The sequence below is a fragment of the Mesorhizobium sp. LNHC252B00 genome (assembly GCF_000502955.1).
Classification (GTDB): Bacteria; Pseudomonadota; Alphaproteobacteria; order Rhizobiales; family Rhizobiaceae; genus Mesorhizobium.
Map to the genome: position 1 here is coordinate 221,261 of NZ_AYWO01000004.1, position 15,635 is coordinate 236,895.

Annotated in this window: 16 protein-coding genes; 14 read left to right on the forward strand and 2 right to left on the reverse strand. The window is 63.5% G+C overall.

Going from position 1 to position 15,635, the window contains the following annotated elements:
* The first annotated feature begins 190 nt into the window (after nt 1-190).
* The 10 genes from X744_RS161675 (at nt 191) to X744_RS161630 (ending at nt 10,115) form a co-directional block, all read left to right on the forward strand.
* The gene (locus X744_RS161675) at nt 191-1,198 is read left to right on the forward strand and encodes an ABC transporter permease (protein WP_023758183.1); all 1,008 of its coding nucleotides are present in this window, start codon (nt 191-193) and stop codon (nt 1,196-1,198) included.
* Nucleotides 1,191-2,039: an ABC transporter permease gene (locus X744_RS161670; protein ID WP_023758184.1), complete on the forward strand. Its 849-nt coding sequence runs from the start codon at nt 1,191-1,193 to the stop codon at nt 2,037-2,039. Before X744_RS161675 ends, X744_RS161670 begins: the two co-directional genes overlap by 8 nt.
* The gene (locus X744_RS161665) at nt 2,036-2,914 is read left to right on the forward strand and encodes an ABC transporter ATP-binding protein (RefSeq protein ID WP_023758185.1); all 879 of its coding nucleotides are present in this window, start codon (nt 2,036-2,038) and stop codon (nt 2,912-2,914) included. Before X744_RS161670 ends, X744_RS161665 begins: the two co-directional genes overlap by 4 nt.
* Nucleotides 2,907-3,743, forward strand: coding sequence for an ATP-binding cassette domain-containing protein (locus tag X744_RS161660; protein ID WP_023758186.1), 837 nt, complete (start codon nt 2,907-2,909; stop codon nt 3,741-3,743). Before X744_RS161665 ends, X744_RS161660 begins: the two co-directional genes overlap by 8 nt.
* 162 nt (nt 3,744-3,905) lie before the next feature.
* Nucleotides 3,906-6,194 (forward strand): bifunctional salicylyl-CoA 5-hydroxylase/oxidoreductase, encoded by a 2,289-nt coding sequence (locus X744_RS161655; protein WP_023758187.1) that lies wholly within the window; start codon nt 3,906-3,908, stop codon nt 6,192-6,194.
* A gap of 199 nt (nt 6,195-6,393) precedes the next feature.
* Nucleotides 6,394-7,152, forward strand: a complete 759-nt coding sequence (locus X744_RS161650; RefSeq protein ID WP_023758188.1) for an SDR family NAD(P)-dependent oxidoreductase — start codon at nt 6,394-6,396, stop codon at nt 7,150-7,152.
* On the forward strand, nt 7,146-7,616 hold the full coding sequence (locus tag X744_RS161645) for a MarR family transcriptional regulator (protein ID WP_023758189.1): 471 nt from the start codon (nt 7,146-7,148) through the stop codon (nt 7,614-7,616). Before X744_RS161650 ends, X744_RS161645 begins: the two co-directional genes overlap by 7 nt.
* A complete protein-coding gene (locus X744_RS161640; RefSeq protein WP_023758190.1) occupies nt 7,613-8,425 on the forward strand; it encodes an enoyl-CoA hydratase family protein in 813 nt (270 codons plus the stop codon). Before X744_RS161645 ends, X744_RS161640 begins: the two co-directional genes overlap by 4 nt.
* Before the next feature lie 82 nt (nt 8,426-8,507).
* The gene (locus tag X744_RS161635; RefSeq protein ID WP_023758191.1) at nt 8,508-9,656 is read left to right on the forward strand and encodes an acyl-CoA dehydrogenase family protein; all 1,149 of its coding nucleotides are present in this window, start codon (nt 8,508-8,510) and stop codon (nt 9,654-9,656) included.
* 63 nt (nt 9,657-9,719) lie between these two features.
* Nucleotides 9,720-10,115: a RidA family protein gene (locus X744_RS161630; RefSeq protein ID WP_023758192.1), complete on the forward strand. Its 396-nt coding sequence runs from the start codon at nt 9,720-9,722 to the stop codon at nt 10,113-10,115.
* Between the two features lie 235 nt (nt 10,116-10,350).
* On the opposite strand, the gene X744_RS161625 is transcribed toward X744_RS161630, so the two are convergent.
* Both X744_RS161625 and X744_RS161620 read right to left on the reverse strand, forming a co-directional pair.
* Nucleotides 10,351-10,830, reverse strand: coding sequence for a hypothetical protein (locus X744_RS161625; RefSeq protein ID WP_023758193.1), 480 nt, complete (start codon nt 10,828-10,830; stop codon nt 10,351-10,353).
* A gap of 177 nt (nt 10,831-11,007) precedes the next feature.
* Nucleotides 11,008-12,099: an LLM class flavin-dependent oxidoreductase gene (locus tag X744_RS161620; protein WP_023758194.1), complete on the reverse strand. Its 1,092-nt coding sequence runs from the start codon at nt 12,097-12,099 to the stop codon at nt 11,008-11,010.
* 307 nt (nt 12,100-12,406) lie between these two features.
* On the opposite strand from X744_RS161620, the gene X744_RS161615 reads away from it, so the two are divergent.
* From X744_RS161615 to X744_RS161600, 4 genes are all read left to right on the forward strand, one after another.
* Nucleotides 12,407-12,586: a hypothetical protein gene (locus X744_RS161615; protein ID WP_023758195.1), complete on the forward strand. Its 180-nt coding sequence runs from the start codon at nt 12,407-12,409 to the stop codon at nt 12,584-12,586.
* 73 nt (nt 12,587-12,659) lie between these two features.
* Nucleotides 12,660-13,457, forward strand: a complete 798-nt coding sequence (locus X744_RS161610; RefSeq protein ID WP_023758196.1) for an ABC transporter substrate-binding protein — start codon at nt 12,660-12,662, stop codon at nt 13,455-13,457.
* A 152-nt stretch (nt 13,458-13,609) separates the two neighbouring features.
* Nucleotides 13,610-14,284, forward strand: coding sequence for an amino acid ABC transporter permease (locus tag X744_RS161605; protein ID WP_023758197.1), 675 nt, complete (start codon nt 13,610-13,612; stop codon nt 14,282-14,284).
* Between the two features lie 48 nt (nt 14,285-14,332).
* Nucleotides 14,333-15,607: a cysteine desulfurase-like protein gene (locus X744_RS161600; RefSeq protein WP_023758198.1), complete on the forward strand. Its 1,275-nt coding sequence runs from the start codon at nt 14,333-14,335 to the stop codon at nt 15,605-15,607.
* Nucleotides 15,608-15,635: the final 28 nt, after the last annotated feature.

Below are 15,635 nucleotides of genomic sequence, written 5' to 3' on the forward strand. Positions count from 1 at the left end.
CGGCGTGTCTTTTCCAACTGCGCAGGCCCCCTCATCCGGCCCTTCGGGCCACCTTCTCCCCGCTGGGGAGAAGAGACTGGCTCAGCCATCTGCGACCTCTTCTCCCCTCGGGGAGAAGGTGGCCGCGAAGCGGCCGGATGAGGGGGCTGTTCGTTCATCAGTCACTGAAACGCATTAGGCCTATGCCAGAATGCTCCTGCAAAGATTCCTGATCCGTCTCCTGACGATGCTGATCACGCTGTTCGGCGTGGCCGTCGTCGTCTTCATCGTGATCCGCGTAGCGCCCGGCGATCCGATCGCCATGATGGTGCCGCCCGGCGCGACAGATGCAGACATTGCCCGGCTGCGCGCGCTCTACGGCCTCGACAAGACCATCGTGCAGCAGTTCTTCATCTGGCTGTCCGGCGTCGTCAGGGGCGACTTCGGCACTTCGATTTCGCTGCGGCAAGACGTGCTCGGCCTCGTCTTCAACCGGCTGCCGGCGACGCTGGAGCTCGCCATCGTTGCGCTCCTTATGGCGGTGGCACTCGGCGGCACGACGGCGATCCTCGGCGCACGCGAGCGCGGCACCGCGGTGGAAGCCGGCATCGACATCGCCAGCGGCGCGGCGCTCTCCATTCCTGACTTCCTGTGGGGCCTGGTGCTGATCCTGCTGTTCGGCGTGCTGGTGCCGATCTTCGACATTTCCGGCCGGGTGTCGCCGCAGCTCGACCTGCCCTTCGTCACCCAGTTCTATCTGTTCGAGAGTATCCTGCGGCTGCGCTTCGACCTCACCTGGGATCTCCTGAAGCACATGCTCATGCCGGCCGTGGCTTTGGCGCTGCCGCTCGCCGCAATCATCTCGCAGCTGTTGAAACAGTCGCTGAAGGAAGTGCTCGACCTCGACTATGTCGTGCTGGCGCGGGTGAAAGGGTTTTCGGAAACGCAGGTCATCCTGCGCGAGGCGCTGAAGAACGCCGCTTTGCCGACGCTGACGCTGGTCGGCGTGCAGTTCACTTTCCTCATCGGCGGCACGGTCATCGTCGAGCGGCTGTTCTCCTATGAAGGCCTCGGCAACATGGCGATCGATGCGGTCATCAACCGCGACCTGCCGCTGATCCAGGGCATCGTGCTGGTCTTCGCGTTGCTGTTCGTGCTGATCAACCTTGCCGTCGACATGATGTACGCCCTGCTCAACCCGAGGCTGCGCCATGGATGAGGGCCGTGCTCGAAGGCGTGGTGTGTCGCCGCGCTTGTGGCTTGCCGGCGGCTGGCTGCTGCTGGCGCTGCTGGCGGCGATTTTCGCGCCGCTGGTGGCGCCGCAAGATCCGCTGGCGCAGGATTTGATGCTGGAACGGCTGCCGCCGTTCTGGATCAGCGGTGCGGAACCCGGCTATTGGCTGGGCACCGACAGCCTCGGCCGCGATCTGTTGTCCAGGCTGATCTTCGGAGGCCGCATCGCTTTCATCGTCGCCTTCGCCGCCGCCATCGCCGCGTGTCTGGTCGGCTCGATGCTCGGTCTGGTCGCCGGCTATTTCGGCGGCTGGGCCGACCTCGTCATCTCGCGCATCGTCGACGTCTGGATGGCGTTTCCGCCGGTGCTGTTTGCCATCCTTCTGGTGGCCGTGCTCGGCACCGGCTTGAGCTCCGTCATCCTCGCCATCGCCATCATCGACTGGACGCGCTTTTGCCGGGTGATCCGCGCCGAGACGATGGGCCAGTCGCGCATGGATTATGTCGAGAATGCCCGTATCGCCGGCCATGGCCGCATCGGCATCATGCTGCGCGAAGTGCTGCCCAATGTGGTGCCGTCGATCGTGGCGCTGCTGTCGCTGGAAATGGGCATCGCCGTCATCGTCGAGGCGATCCTGTCCTTCGTCAATCTGTCGATCTCGACCGACGATCCGACCTGGGGCGGCATCATCGCCGAGGGCCGGTTGTCGATCCACCAGGCCTGGTGGGTGCTGGTGTTCCCGCTGATCACGCTGATCCTGACCGTGCTGTCGTTCAGCCAGTTCGGCGAGGCGCTGAAGACGCGCTTCGACCCGGTGCTGCGATGAGCGCCTGTCTCGAAATCAGGAATCTAAGCGCCGTGCTGCCCAACGGCCAGCGCGTGCTGCGCTCGGTGTCGCTTGCCGTGCAGCCCGGCGAAGTCCGCGCGCTGGTCGGCGAGAGCGGTGCCGGCAAGACGATGATCGGCAAGGCAGTGCTAGGCGTGCTGCCGCCGAGCGTGCGCATCGTCGAAGGCGATATGCTGCTTGAGGGCGAGGACCTCGGCCGGCTTCAGCCCAAGGCACGGCGCACGCTGATCGGTGCCCGCACGGCGCTGATCCCCCAAGATCCGCTGACCGCGCTCAACCCGTCACGTCGCATCGGTTCGCAGATGACGGACCGGCTGGTGCGCATCCTCGGCTGGGGTGGCGATAAGGCTGATCGGCGCATTCGCCAGTTGCTGGACGAGGTGCAGATCCGCGACCCCGACCGTGTGCTGAAAAGCTATCCGCACGAGCTTTCCGGCGGCATGCGCCAGCGCGTGCTGATCGCCGCGGCCTTCGCCGCCGAACCAAGGCTGATCGTCGCCGACGAGCCGACGACGGCGCTCGACGTCACCGTGCAGAAGCAGATCCTGCGGCTGATCGCGCAATTGCAGCGCGAGCATGGCACGGCAATCCTGTTCGTCACCCACGATCTCGGCGTCGTCGCCAAGATCAGCCAGAAGGTGTCGGTGCTCTATGCCGGCAAGGTGGTCGAAGAGGCCGAGACGGCTGCTCTCTTCGCCGCGCCGCAGCACCCCTACACACGGGCGCTGATGGCGGCCACGCCGCGCTACACCGACCCATACGCTTCGCTGAAGCCCGTGGACGAGGCGGTGCTGGCCGGGCTTGCCGCCGAGATTGCGGCCGCCGACCAGGCCTGGAGGCGCCCGCATGGCTGAGCCGCTGTTTTCCGTACGTGGGCTGAAGGTGGTCCTACCCGACATGACGCGCAAGCCGCTGTTTGGCCGCGCGCCGCTGGCCGAGATCCTGAAAAGGCTGGATTTCGACCTGCCCAAGGGGTCGGTGACTGGGATCGTCGGCGAATCCGGGTCGGGGAAATCGACGCTCGGCCGCGCCCTGGTGCGCCTCCTGGAACCGAGCGCCGGCAGCATCAGTTTCGAGGGCCGCGACATCACCCATCTGCCTGAGGCGGAACTCAGGCCGCTGCGCCGTGACCTGCAGATGATCTTCCAGGATCCGATGTCGTCGCTCAACCCGCGCCGCACGATCGCCAGCATCATCGCAGCACCGCTGAAGCAGAACGGCCTCGGCGACAATCTGAAGGCGCGCATCGCCGAGGCGTTGCAGCGCGTCGGCCTGCCGCAAAGCTTTGCCAGCCGCTACCGCCACGAACTGTCGGGCGGCCAGCGCCAGCGTGTCGGCATTGCCCGCGCCCTGGCGCTGTCGCCGAAATTCGTGCTGGCCGACGAGATCGTCTCCGGCCTCGACGTGTCGACGCAGGCGCAGATCCTGACCCTGCTGGAGAAGCTTGCGGCCGAGATGGGCCTGACCGTCGCCTTCATCAGCCACGATTTGTCTGTCATTCGGCGGCTGTGCCGGCAAGTGATCGTCATGCGCGAAGGCGTGATCGTCGAAGCCAGTGCCACCGACGCCTTGTTCGACAATCCTCGGCAGGCCTACACGCGCGATCTCATCGCAGCCATTCCGCTGCCGGAAATCGACCCGGGTTGGCTGGACATCCCTGCCGCCGCCAAGGCCCCGACATGAATGCACACGCACGCCGAAAAGCGAGCCTCGGACATGCGACCGCCGGCCAGACCATCTTCTACATCCAGACGGCTGGAATTCGTTTTGATATGAAACTTTAAGCTTGAAATAATTTGCCGCCGGCGCGATACTAAACCAGCAAGCGAAGAGGAGATCGCAGACATGAAGGTTGCGGTTCTCGGCGGTGGACCAGCCGGCCTCTACTTTGCCATCTCGATGAAGCTCAGGGACGCCGCGCACGATGTGACGGTGTTCGAGCGCAACCGCGCTGACGACACGTTCGGCTGGGGCGTCGTGCTGTCGGCCGAGACGCTCGACAATCTATCGAAAAACGATCCGGTCAGCGCCGTCTGGATCAAGAAGCACTTTGCTTACTGGGACGATATCGCCGTCATCCATGACGGCGTGCGCACGGTTTCGACCGGGCATGGCTTTTGCGGCATTGGCCGCAAGCGGCTGCTCATCCTGTTGCAGCGACGCGCCCGAGAACTCGGCGTCAAGCTCCTGTTCGAGACCGAAATTGCCGATCCCCGACCCTACATGGAAACGCATGATCTGGTCGTCGCCGCCGATGGGTTGAACTCCAGGGCGCGCAACACTTTCGTCGACATCTTCAAGCCCGACATCGACACTCGCAAATGCAAATTCGTCTGGCTCGGCACCAACCAGAAATTCGACGATGCCTTCACCTTCATCTTCGAAAAAACCGAACATGGTTGGGTGTGGGCGCATGCCTACCAGTTCGACAGCGATACCGCGACGTTCATCGTCGAGTGCAGCGAACAGACCTGGGCTGCCTTCGGCTTCGGTATGATGTCGCAGCAGGAATCGATCGCCGTTTGCGAGCGCATCTTCGCCAAGCATCTAGGTGGCCACGCGCTGATGACCAATGCCAACCATATCAGGGGCTCGGCCTGGATCAATTTCCCGCGCGTGCTGTGCGAGCGCTGGTCCTACAAGAACCTTGCGCTTATGGGCGATGCGGCGGCATCGGCGCATTTCTCGATCGGCTCGGGCACTAAACTCGCATTGGAAAGCGCGGCAGCGCTGGCCGAGTATGTCGAGTCCGAGCCGGACCTCGATGCTGCGTTCCGCAGATATGAGGATGCCCGCCGCACCGAGGTGCTGAAGCTGCAATCGGCCGCGCGCAATTCGCTCGAATGGTTCGAGGAGGTCGAGCGCTATCTCGGCCTAGATCCGGTGCAGTTCAACTATTCGCTGCTGACCCGTTCGCAGCGCATCAGCCACGAGAATTTGCGGCTGCGCGATGCGGAATGGCTAGGCGGCGCGGAGGAGTGGTTCCAGCGCCAGGCGGGCGCCGGCGGCATGCGCCGCGCGCCGATGTTCGCGCCGTTCAAGCTGCGCGACATGAGGCTCATGAACCGCATCGTCGTTTCGCCGATGGCGCAATACAAGGCTGTCGACGGCTGCCCGACCGATTGGCATTTCACCCATTATGCCGAACGGGCCAAGGGCGGCGCCGGCCTCATCTACATCGAGATGACCTGCGTCAGTCCTGAAGGCCGCATCACGCCCGGCTGCCCCGGCTTCTATGCGCCCGAACATGAGGTGGCGTGGAAGCGGCTGGTCGATTTCGTCCACGTTGAGACCGAAGCCAAGATCTGCGCCCAGATCGGCCATTCCGGCGCCAAGGGTTCGACCCGGCTTGGCTGGGAGGGCACCGACGTGCCGCTGACCTCGGGCAACTGGCCTGTCATGGCGGCATCGGCCGTGGCGTGGTCTCCGCAGAACCAAGTGCCGAAGGCGATGGACCGCGCCGACATGGACAAAGTGCGCGACGAATTCGTGGCCTCCGCCGAAATGGCCGACCGTTGCGGCTTCGACATGCTCGAGATCCACGCCGCGCACGGTTATCTCTTGTCGTCTTTCATCACGCCGGTCACCAATAGGCGCACGGATGCCTATGGCGGTTCGCTGGAAAACCGCATGCGCTATCCCCTGGAAATCTTCCGTGCGGTGCGTGCCGCCTGGCCGGCGGAGAAGCCGATCTCGATGCGCATTTCGGCCAATGACTGGGTCGGCATCGAAGGCGTAACGCCGGCCGACGCGGTCGAGATCGCGCGGCTGCTGCGTGAGGCCGGCATCGACATCTGCGACGTCTCGGCCGGCCAGACATCGGCACTGGCAAAGCCTGTCTATGGCCGCATGTTCCAGACGCCGTTTTCCGACCGCATCCGCAACGAGGTCGGCATGGCGACGATGGCGGTCGGCAACATTTACGAGCCGGACCATGTCAACTCGATCCTGATGGCCGGCCGCGCCGACCTGGTGGCGCTGGCACGGCCGCATCTCGCCGATCCCTACTGGACGCTGCATGCCGCGGTCACGCTCGGCGACCGCGGCGTCAAATGGCCGGATCCCTATCTGCCGGGACGCGACCAGATCTACCGGCTGGCCGAGCGCGACGCAGCGGCGGGGCTGAAAGTATGAGTGCTTTTCGCTTGCTACGTCAGCGCTTCACCCCCAACCCTAGCCCCTCCCCCCAAGGGGGAGGGGGACCATGTTGCGTTCGACCCAGCGGAAACCGCTTAGGTTTGCGATCAATAGGTGCTGCCGCTGCCTTCTCCCTCCCCCTTGTGGGGAGGGTTAGGGGTGGGGGTACTTGGAGCCAAGTTTCGAGGATTGGCGCATGATCGCCGGTAAGCATGCGCTGGTCACCGGCGGCGGCTCCGGTGTTGGCCGGGCCATCGCGCTGGCGCTGGCGGGTGCCGGCATCGACGTCACCATCTGCGGCCGCCGCGAAGCGGAGCTCGCCAAAGTCGCCAGCGAGAACGGCCGCATCTTCGGTATCGCCGGCGATGTGACCAATGAGGCGGCGATGGCCTCGCTTTACGAGAGGGCGCAAGGCGCACGCGGGCCGTTCGACATCGTCGTCGCCAATGCCGGCATGGGCGGCAGCACGCCGGCGCACAAGACCACACTCGACGACTGGCAGCGGACACTCGACGTCAATCTGACCGGCGCCTTCCTGACGGTGAAGCCGGCGCTGGCCGGGATGGCCGCGCGCAAGGCCGGACGGATCGTCTTCATCGCCTCGACGGCAGGGCTGAAAGGCTATGCCTATGTCGCGCCCTACGTCGCCGCCAAGCATGGCGTCATAGGCCTGATGCGGGCGCTGGCTGCCGAGACGGCGAAGTCCGGTGTCACCGTCAATGCCGTGTGCCCCGGCTTTGTCGAGACCGAAATGCTGGAGGAATCCATCCAGCGCATCATCGATAAGACCGGCCGTTCGGTCGAACAGGCGCGGTCGGGCCTAGCCTCGACCAATCCGCAAGGCCGCTTCATCCAGCCGCAAGAGGTCGCCGCCGCCGTGCTGTGGCTGTGTGGCGACGCCGCCCAATCGATCACCGGACAGGCGATTTCCATCTCAGGAGGCGAAACATGGTAGCCGGCCCCCTGCCCGCGCCATCGGGACCCGGCAAGGACCGCTTGCGTCTGTGGATCAGGCTGCTGCGTGCCTCGCGCACGATCGAGGCCGAGCTGCGCGAGCGGCTGAAGAAGGAGTTCAACACGACGCTGCCGCGCTTCGACGTGATGGCAGCCCTTTATCGGGTGCCGGAAGGCATGCTGATGAGCGACCTGTCGCGCTTCCTGCTGGTGTCCAACGGCAATGTCACCGGGATCGTCGACCGGCTGGTTTCGGAAGGACTAGTGGCGCGTGCGAGGCGCAATGGCGACCGCCGCACCTCGATGGTGAGGCTGACCGACGAAGGCACGCAGGCCTTTGCCACTATCGCCGCGGCGCATGAAGGCTGGATCGGCGAACTGCTGGGCAAGGTCAGCGAGGACGACGCGCGCCGGCTGACCGGCATGCTGACCTCGTTCCGCAGCAACTGGGAGGGACGCGAATGACCGAGATGGCCGGGCGCAAGCCAAAGCATTTCCTGTGGGAGGTCGAGGGCAGGATCGCCAAGGTCCGGCTCGATCGGCCGGAGCGCAAGAACCCGCTGACCTTCGACAGCTATGCCGAGCTGCGCGACACGTTCCGCGACCTCGTCTATGCCGACGACGTCGACGCCGTGGTGTTCCTGTCCAATGGCGGCAATTTCTGCTCCGGCGGCGATGTCCACGACATCATCGGCCCGCTGGTCAAGATGGACATGAAGCAGCTTCTCGCCTTCACCCGCATGACCGGCGATTTCGTCAAGGCGATGCTGAATTGCGGCAAGCCGATCATTGCGGCGGTCGATGGTGTCGCGGTCGGCGCCGGCGCCATCATCGCGATGAGTTCCGATATCCGCATCGCCACGCCGGAAGCCAAGACCGCGTTCCTGTTCACCCGCGTCGGACTTGCCGGCTGCGACATGGGCGCTTGCGCGATCCTGCCGCGCATCATCGGCCAGGGCCGCGCCGCCGAACTGCTCTACACCGGCCGCACCATGACCGCTGATGAAGGCGAGCGCTGGGGGTTTTACAACCGGCTGGTCGATGCCGCATCGCTGGAGGCCGACGCGCTCGACATGGCGGCGCGCATCGTCTCCGGCCCTACCTTCGCCCACGGCATCACCAAGACGCAGCTCAACCAGGAATGGTCGATGGGCCTCGACCAGGCGATCGAAGCGGAAGCTCAGGCGCAAGCGATCTGCATGCAGACCCGCGACTTCGAGCGCGCCTACAGGGCTTTCGTGGCTAAGGAAAAGCCGGTGTTCGAAGGGGATTGAGTATGGTGCTTTTCGTGGAGACGTTAGCAGGACAGAGGGGGGCGCCGTAGAGCGCAAGGCTCCAAGCACTGCGGAGGCAAACATGCCTGACCGGTCTTTCCTCTCCTGGCCGTTCTTCGAAGACCACCATCGCGCGCTGGCCGACCAACTGGAGGCGTGGTGCGCGAAAAACCTGCCCGTCGATCACCATGACGTCGATGCCGCCTGCCGCGAGCTGGTGGCGAACCTCGGCCGGGACGGCTGGCTGAAGCCGACGGCAATCGACACCGACAATCCGAGACCACTCGACGTGCGCACCCTGTGCATTACGCGCGAGACGCTCGCCCGCCATGACGGGCTCGCCGACTTTGCCTTCGCCATGCAAGGGCTCGGTACCGGCGCGCTCAGCCTGTTCGGCACGCCGCAACAGCAGCGATCGCTTTCGAAGACACGTGCCGGCAAGGCGATTTCCGCCTTCGCCCTGTCGGAGCCGCGCTCGGGATCGGATGTTGCCAACACCGAAATGACGGCGACCCGCGACGGCGACAGTTATGTGCTGTCCGGCGAAAAGACCTGGATCTCCAATGGCGGCATCGCCGATCTCTATGTCGTCTTTGCCCGTACCGGCGAGGCGCCGGGCGCCAAGGGGCTCTCCGCCTTCCTCGTGCCTGGCGACGCCAAGGGACTTGGAATCGCCGAACGGCTGGAAGTGATGGCGCCGCATCCGCTGGCGCGGCTGTCGTTCGATCAAGTCCGCCTTCCCGCCTCGGCGCTGATCGGCAAACCGGGCGACGGGTTCCGCATCGCCATGTCGGTGCTCGACGTGTTCCGCTCGACTGTCGGTGCGGCAGCCCTCGGCTTTGCCCGCCGTGCGCTGGACGAGAGCATCAAAAGGGTCGCCGAGCGCAAACTGTTCGGCGCGCCGATGGCCGAACTGCAAATGGTGCAGGGCCATATCGCCGACATGGCGCTCGACGTCGATGCTGCCGCCCTGCTGGTCTACCGCGCCGCCTGGACCAAGGACATGGGTGCGCCCCGCGTGACGCGCGAGGCGGCGATGGCCAAGCTGTTCGCCACCGACAAGGCGCAAGAGGTGATCGACAAGGCCGTGCAGCTGCATGGCGGCGACGGTGTCCGCAAAGGCCATATCGTCGAAAGCCTGTATCGCGAGATCCGCGCGCTGCGCATCTATGAGGGCGCCTCCGACGTGCAGAAAGTGGTGATTGCGCGACAAGTGATGGGCGCGGCCTGACGGCAGAGATTTGACGGGCATTCGATTTTGAAAATTGGTTTTTGGAATACCGGGAGGTTTTGAATGCACACGATTCTGCAGCCGGAAGGCTGGGCAAAACCTGTCGGCTACGCCAACGGCGTCGCGGCACGCGGGCAGCTCATCTTCGTTGGCGGACAGGTCGGCTGGAACGGCCAATGCCAGTTCGAGACCGACGACTTCGTCGGCCAGGTTCGGCAGACGCTCGAGAACATCGTCGCCGTGCTGGCGGAGGCCGGTGCGGCGCCGCAGCACATCACCTCGATGACCTGGTATTTCACCGACAAGGCCGAATACCTCGCCAATCTCAGGGGCATCGGCGAGGCCTATCGCGAGGTGATCGGCCGGCACTTTCCGGCGATGGCTGCCATGCAGGTGATGGCGCTGGTCGAAGATCGCGCCAAGGTGGAAATCCAGGCGACCGCCGTCATTCCGGAGTAAATTACGACCATTCCGAAATGAACCGCATGCTTTGGCAATTAGCGCTAAACACCCATCGCTTCGTCATCCTGGGGCGGAGCAAGGAGCGAAGCGACGCAGCGCAGACCCCAGGATCCATGCCGCGACTTCAACGCGCTGCTGCGGTGCGGAAATTCTGCTCCGCTGCATTCCTCGGTCAAATGCAGAGGGCAGCGTCCGGCCCATTGCGGACGAAGATGTGGCTCGCGCAAGGCGTTCAACTATTGGCTAGCCGCCTCTGTAGCAGGAAATGAAAGTCGCACAGGAAGAAAAGCCCAACCAGCATGCCAGATGTGGAGCCCACTACATCGCGCCAGCCGAGCTCGGACCAACTCAACAAAGTCTTGGACAGGGCATACAGGGGGATTGCCAAAGACAATCCGACGAAACAGACGGTCGTCGCAAACCAGGATCTTTCGTAGGATAATGCTTTCTGTCCATCGAAGCCACGAATTCGCAGGAACCGAGAAATCAACTGGCTGTAGATAGCGCCGTCTTGCTTTCGTAGGCTCTGGATGAATATGGCGATGGCGCAGAGAAACGCTGCATACATCGCCAAGAGACCTTTGAAAATCCGAAGGTGAGGATCAACGCCACAGGGAGCCATGCAGTAGAGCGCCCCGAGGCCCGTGGCAGCCAGAAATCCGTAGAAACAAAGCCGGATAGGATGCCACCGGTCTAGCGATGCAAGAAACATTTCTCGGCCTCAACCCACTCCCAATCAGCCAAGAGCTTCTTCCGCAGGTATTAACTTCTGCTTTCCAGTCCGTCTACGATATTGTCGCAATGCCTCAAATGAAATGATGACTAAATCTCATTCCGCAGCTCCAGTCTCGCCAGCGCCTGTTCTCGCCGGGCTGTCACGGCGGGACCGTTACCCCCGATAGCCCGCCCGCTTTAAAATCGGCAGCACGTGATCGCAGAAATAGGGCAGCTCCTGCGTGTAATTGACGAAGGACAGCGCGATGCCCTGATAGCCGTGGCCGGCAATGGCGACCATGTCGGCGGCGATCGTTTCAGGGGTACCTATCAGCGGGTAAGTGCCCGCGCCGCCCGCGAAACGCTGCCGGTAGCGGTCATAGGCATGCGGGTCATGCGATTGCGAGAATTCCTTCTTGCCGGCCATGTGGGCGTCGACCGCGTCGTGATCGGCCATATCAACCGCATAGCTGTTATAATAGGCCCACGCCTCTTCCATCGTCGCGCGGCAGACGACATGCGCCACGGTATAGACGCCGACATCGCGGCCTGCCTTGTCCGCCCGTTCGCTAATATCGGCGACATGCTTGCCGGCATCGCTCATCTCGGAAAAGGTCGTGAACAGATAATCGCATCTGGCGGCGGCGAAATCCCGCCCGGGCCCGCCGAAAGCTGCGTTCATGGTCACGGGTCGTGGAAGCTGCAGGCTGGCTGGCCGGCTGACGGCTTCCTTGAGGCGATAGTAGGTGCCCTCATAATCGAGCGGCTCGGCCGAGGCGTAAAGCTTTTCGAGGATCTGGATCCATTCGGCCGCCTGGTCATAACCCTTCTCGACCAGCGGCGTGCCGAACATGCCGAATTCCTTCGGGTTCCAGCCACAGACGATGTTCAAGCCTGCGCGGCCCTGGCTGATGTGGTCGACCGTCGCCAACGCCTTGGCGGCGTAGAGCGGATGCACGAGCGGCACATGCACGGTCATGAACAGCCCGATCTGTTCGGTGGCCATGGCAAGCGCCGCCGCCCAGGTGAAAGTCTCGAACGACCATTCCCGCACCTTGTTGCGACCGCCAAAACCGCGCCAGCGCGCGATCGGCAGCATGAATTCCAGGCCGGCACGGTCGGCGATCTGCGCCGCGGTCAGATTGTCCTGCCAGCTCGCCGTCCAGCGTTCCGGCACGTCGGTTATGGCAAGCCCGCCATCCGCATTGGTCGAAAAGACGCCGAGCTTCAGCCTGTTCGGGCCGTGCAATGGGTGTGGCTTGTGCATGTCGCGACCTCCCGCCGAAGATCGCACGCTACGGCTCCGCAAAAATATTTCAAGCATGAAATAGCTTCGCCTCGCGATGGCGAGGCTGGTGCGTCCGAAGGTTCTTTCAACGACGCGAGCCGAACTGGCGCGACACGAGCACGGCCAGGGGCGTATCGACCGGGCAACAGTCCGGTCAAACTTTTTAAGCTTAAAACTTTCGCCTTGAAAACCGCGGCACTTTGGATAAGCATTCCAAAATCGATGGCTATTGCCGTGCCGGAGGGCTTGCTTGCCAGTCCATCGTGGTGGGAGGGGGTTTCAGTCCTTGTCGTTCATAGTGCCCCAGTCATCGTCCAGCGCGCGCTATGCCTTCGACGGTTTGCGCACCCAGATCCGCGACCTGCACATCGAGAACATCGCCACGGCCTTTCTGCGGATGCGCGTCTGCCGTGAGCGTGACCGGATAGCGACCGCGCTCGACCGCATGGTCGCTGCCATGAATTGACGCCCCGCCTGAAGCGGGGCGGCAAAAAACCGTGCGGGAGCAACCCGCCCGATCAACAACAGAGGGAACACAAATGAGCTTCACTCGTCGCAAATTGCTTCTTCTCGCCGCCGCCATCGGCATCGCCGCCGGCCCTGCCACCGCCTATGCCGCTGACGTACTCAATGTCGGCGCCTATCCGACCAATCCGCCCTTCGAATACAAGAACGAGAGCGGCACTTTCGAAGGCTTCGAAGTCGATATCGTCAATGAAGCCGCCAAGCGCATCGGCACGACCACCGACATCGCCGATCTCGGCTTCCAGGCGCTGTTCGCCGCCACCACGTCGAAGCGCATCGACGTCGCCATCTCCTCGATCACCATTACGGCGGAGCGGCTGAAGTCGCAGTCGTTCACCCAGCCCTATTATGATTCCGACATGGGCATCGCCACCAAGACCGACAGCCCGATCAAGGCCGAAGCCGACCTCAAGGGCAAGATCGTCGGTGTGCTGTCCGGCTCGACCGGAGAGACATGGGTCAAGGCGCATCAGGAAGCCGACGGCTTCAGCGACGTGAAGGGTTACGACACGCAGCAGAACCTGCTGCTCGACCTCAGCGCCGGTCGCGTCGATGCCGCCGTCAGCGACATTCCGGGCATGCAGTATTCCTTCACCAAGATGAAGGATCTGACCGTCAAGGAGCGCATCAAGACCGGCGAGCAGTACGGCCTGATGATGACCAAGGACCATCCGCTGCTCGGCAAGCTGAACGACGCGCTGACCGCGATGAAGAAGGACGGCACCCTGGCCGCGATCCACAAGAAGTGGTTCGGCAGCGACGCGCCCGCCGACTCTTCGACCGTGAAGGAAATGCCGCTGCCGAAGGCCTGAGCGGCAATGCATTGAAATCGTGCCGGCTGTCCAGGCCGGCACGATTCATTTCACGCTCTGGTGCCGGCTCCCGCCGCAGACCGCCTCGCCTTCGGTGAGGTCGATTGATTTTAACGTGAGCATTCTTTGCTCTGGGGTTCGGGAACGCTCCCATGTCGCTGCTCGACACCTTCTTCAACCCCGATGTCATCATGTCCAGCCTGCCGGCGCTGCTGCGCGGCTTCCTGAACACGCTGCTGCTCGGCATCTTGAGCATCGGCATCGGCATCCCTATCGGCCTTTTGATCAGCCTGCTGCGGCTCTATGCGCCGAAGCCGCTGCGGTGGCTTGCGGTCGGCTACACCGACATTTTCCGCGCCCTGCCGGTGCTGGTCGTGCTGATCCTGATCTACTATGCGCTGCCGTTCCTCGGCATTCGCCTATCGTCCTGGGCCTCGGCGGTGACGGCGTTCGCCATCATCATGTCGGCCTATTCGGCCGAGGTGTTCCGCTCCGGCATCGAAAGCATTCCGCATGGCCAGTTCGAGGCGGCGCAGGCGCTTGGCCTGCCGTTCCTGCTGACCCTGCGCAAGGTGGTGCTGCCGCAAGCTATCCGCGTCGTCATCCCGCCAATGACCAGCAACTGCGTCTCGATGTTCAAGGACACCTCGCTCGCCTCCACCGTGGCACTGCCTGAACTGCTCAAGGAAGCGACCAATGCGCAGTCGCTCTATGCCAACCCTTCGCCGCTGATCGGCGCGGCTCTTGTCTATCTCATCTTCCTCTGGCCGATGGTCCGCCTCGTCAGCCTGCTTGAGGACCGCTTCAAGACCGGAAAGACCCGCTGACCTCGCCAGCTGATTCCACCCCGCCCAAGTCCTTCGCAGGAGCTACGCGTGAACAAGCACCAGACCGACAATGCCAACGCCATGACGTTCCCCGTCGACACCATCCGCGCCATGTTTCCAGCCTTGCAGCGGGCCGGCGACTTCGTCTTCATGGACAACGCGGCAGGCGCCCAGATCCCGCAGAGCGTGCTCGACGCTGTGACCAACCATCTGGTTTCGCACAACGTGCAGCGCGGCGGCCGCTATGGCCGCAGCGTGACCGTCGACCAGTCGGTCGCGGACGCACGCGAGAGCGTGGCGCTGCTGATCAATGCCTACAACCCGGCTGAAATCTGCTTCGGCATGAATGCCACCTCGTTCATTCGCCTGGTCAGCCTCGGCATCGGCCAGATGCTCGGGGAGCGTGACGAGATCATCATCACCGACATGGATCACGACGCCAACATCGCCACATGGCTGGCGCTGGAATCGGCCGGTGCGAAATTCAAATGGTGGCGCATGCGCGAGGACGGCAATCTGCATGTCGACGACCTGCGTCCGCTGGTCTGCGACCGCACGCGTCTGGTCGCCTGCACGGTGACCGCGCATTCGATCGGCTCGATCGTCGATGTCGCTTCAGTGGCTGGGATCGCGCACGCCGCCGGCGCCGAAGTCTTCCTCGACTGCGTACATTACGGGCCGCACGGGTTGATCGACGTGCAGGCCTGGGACTGCGACTACCTCGTCTGCTCTGGCTACAAGAATTTCTCGCCGCATATGGGTTTCCTGTGGGGCCGCTTCGAAACGCTGAAGCGACTGCCGACCTTCCGCGAGGATTTCATCCCCGACGAGCCGCCCTACAAGGTCGAGGCCGGCACGTTCATCTACGAGAACGTCTCCGGCATGAATGCCGCCGTACAGTATCTCGAACTGATCGGCCGCAATCTGGCACCCTCCAACAACCGGTCGCGGCGCGACAACATCGTTGCCGGCATGGGCGCCATCCGCGACTATGAACTGGTGCTGGCACGCGAGATGCTCGCAGTGCTCAAGGACTGCGGCGCGACCATCTATGGCGTAGCCGACGAGGCGCGCATCAATGAGCGCGTGCCGACCTTCTGCTTCAATATCGGCAAACTGTCGCCGCAGCGGATCGTCGAGGAAATGGCCGAGATGCAGATCGGCATCCGCGACGGCCACATGTACGCGCCACGGCTAATGAGGCGTCTCAACCTGTCGATGGATAGCGGCGCCATCCGCGCTTCGCTGGTCCACTACAACACGGTTGAGGAAGTCCACCGCTTCGGCGAAGCGCTGCGCGCCATCATCGCCAAATTGTCGTAAGGCGGCGGCTACTCCAGCGTCGTCATCC

Excerpts from the sequence above, each read along its gene's own strand:
- X744_RS161675 (WP_023758183.1), top strand. The coding sequence starts at position 191 with ATGCTCCTGCAAAGATTCCTGATCCGTCTCCTGACGATGCTGATCACG.
- X744_RS161670 (WP_023758184.1), top strand. The coding sequence starts at position 1,191 with ATGGATGAGGGCCGTGCTCGAAGGCGTGGTGTGTCGCCGCGCTTGTGG.
- X744_RS161665 (WP_023758185.1), top strand. The coding sequence starts at position 2,036 with ATGAGCGCCTGTCTCGAAATCAGGAATCTAAGCGCCGTGCTGCCCAAC.
- X744_RS161660 (WP_023758186.1), top strand. The coding sequence starts at position 2,907 with ATGGCTGAGCCGCTGTTTTCCGTACGTGGGCTGAAGGTGGTCCTACCC.
- X744_RS161655 (WP_023758187.1), top strand. The coding sequence starts at position 3,906 with ATGAAGGTTGCGGTTCTCGGCGGTGGACCAGCCGGCCTCTACTTTGCC.
- X744_RS161650 (WP_023758188.1), top strand. The coding sequence starts at position 6,394 with ATGATCGCCGGTAAGCATGCGCTGGTCACCGGCGGCGGCTCCGGTGTT.
- X744_RS161645 (WP_023758189.1), top strand. The coding sequence starts at position 7,146 with ATGGTAGCCGGCCCCCTGCCCGCGCCATCGGGACCCGGCAAGGACCGC.
- X744_RS161640 (WP_023758190.1), top strand. The coding sequence starts at position 7,613 with ATGACCGAGATGGCCGGGCGCAAGCCAAAGCATTTCCTGTGGGAGGTC.
- X744_RS161635 (WP_023758191.1), top strand. The coding sequence starts at position 8,508 with ATGCCTGACCGGTCTTTCCTCTCCTGGCCGTTCTTCGAAGACCACCAT.
- X744_RS161630 (WP_023758192.1), top strand. The coding sequence starts at position 9,720 with ATGCACACGATTCTGCAGCCGGAAGGCTGGGCAAAACCTGTCGGCTAC.
- X744_RS161625 (WP_023758193.1), bottom strand. The coding sequence starts at position 10,830 with ATGTTTCTTGCATCGCTAGACCGGTGGCATCCTATCCGGCTTTGTTTC.
- X744_RS161620 (WP_023758194.1), bottom strand. The coding sequence starts at position 12,099 with ATGCACAAGCCACACCCATTGCACGGCCCGAACAGGCTGAAGCTCGGC.
- X744_RS161610 (WP_023758196.1), top strand. The coding sequence starts at position 12,660 with ATGAGCTTCACTCGTCGCAAATTGCTTCTTCTCGCCGCCGCCATCGGC.
- X744_RS161605 (WP_023758197.1), top strand. The coding sequence starts at position 13,610 with ATGTCGCTGCTCGACACCTTCTTCAACCCCGATGTCATCATGTCCAGC.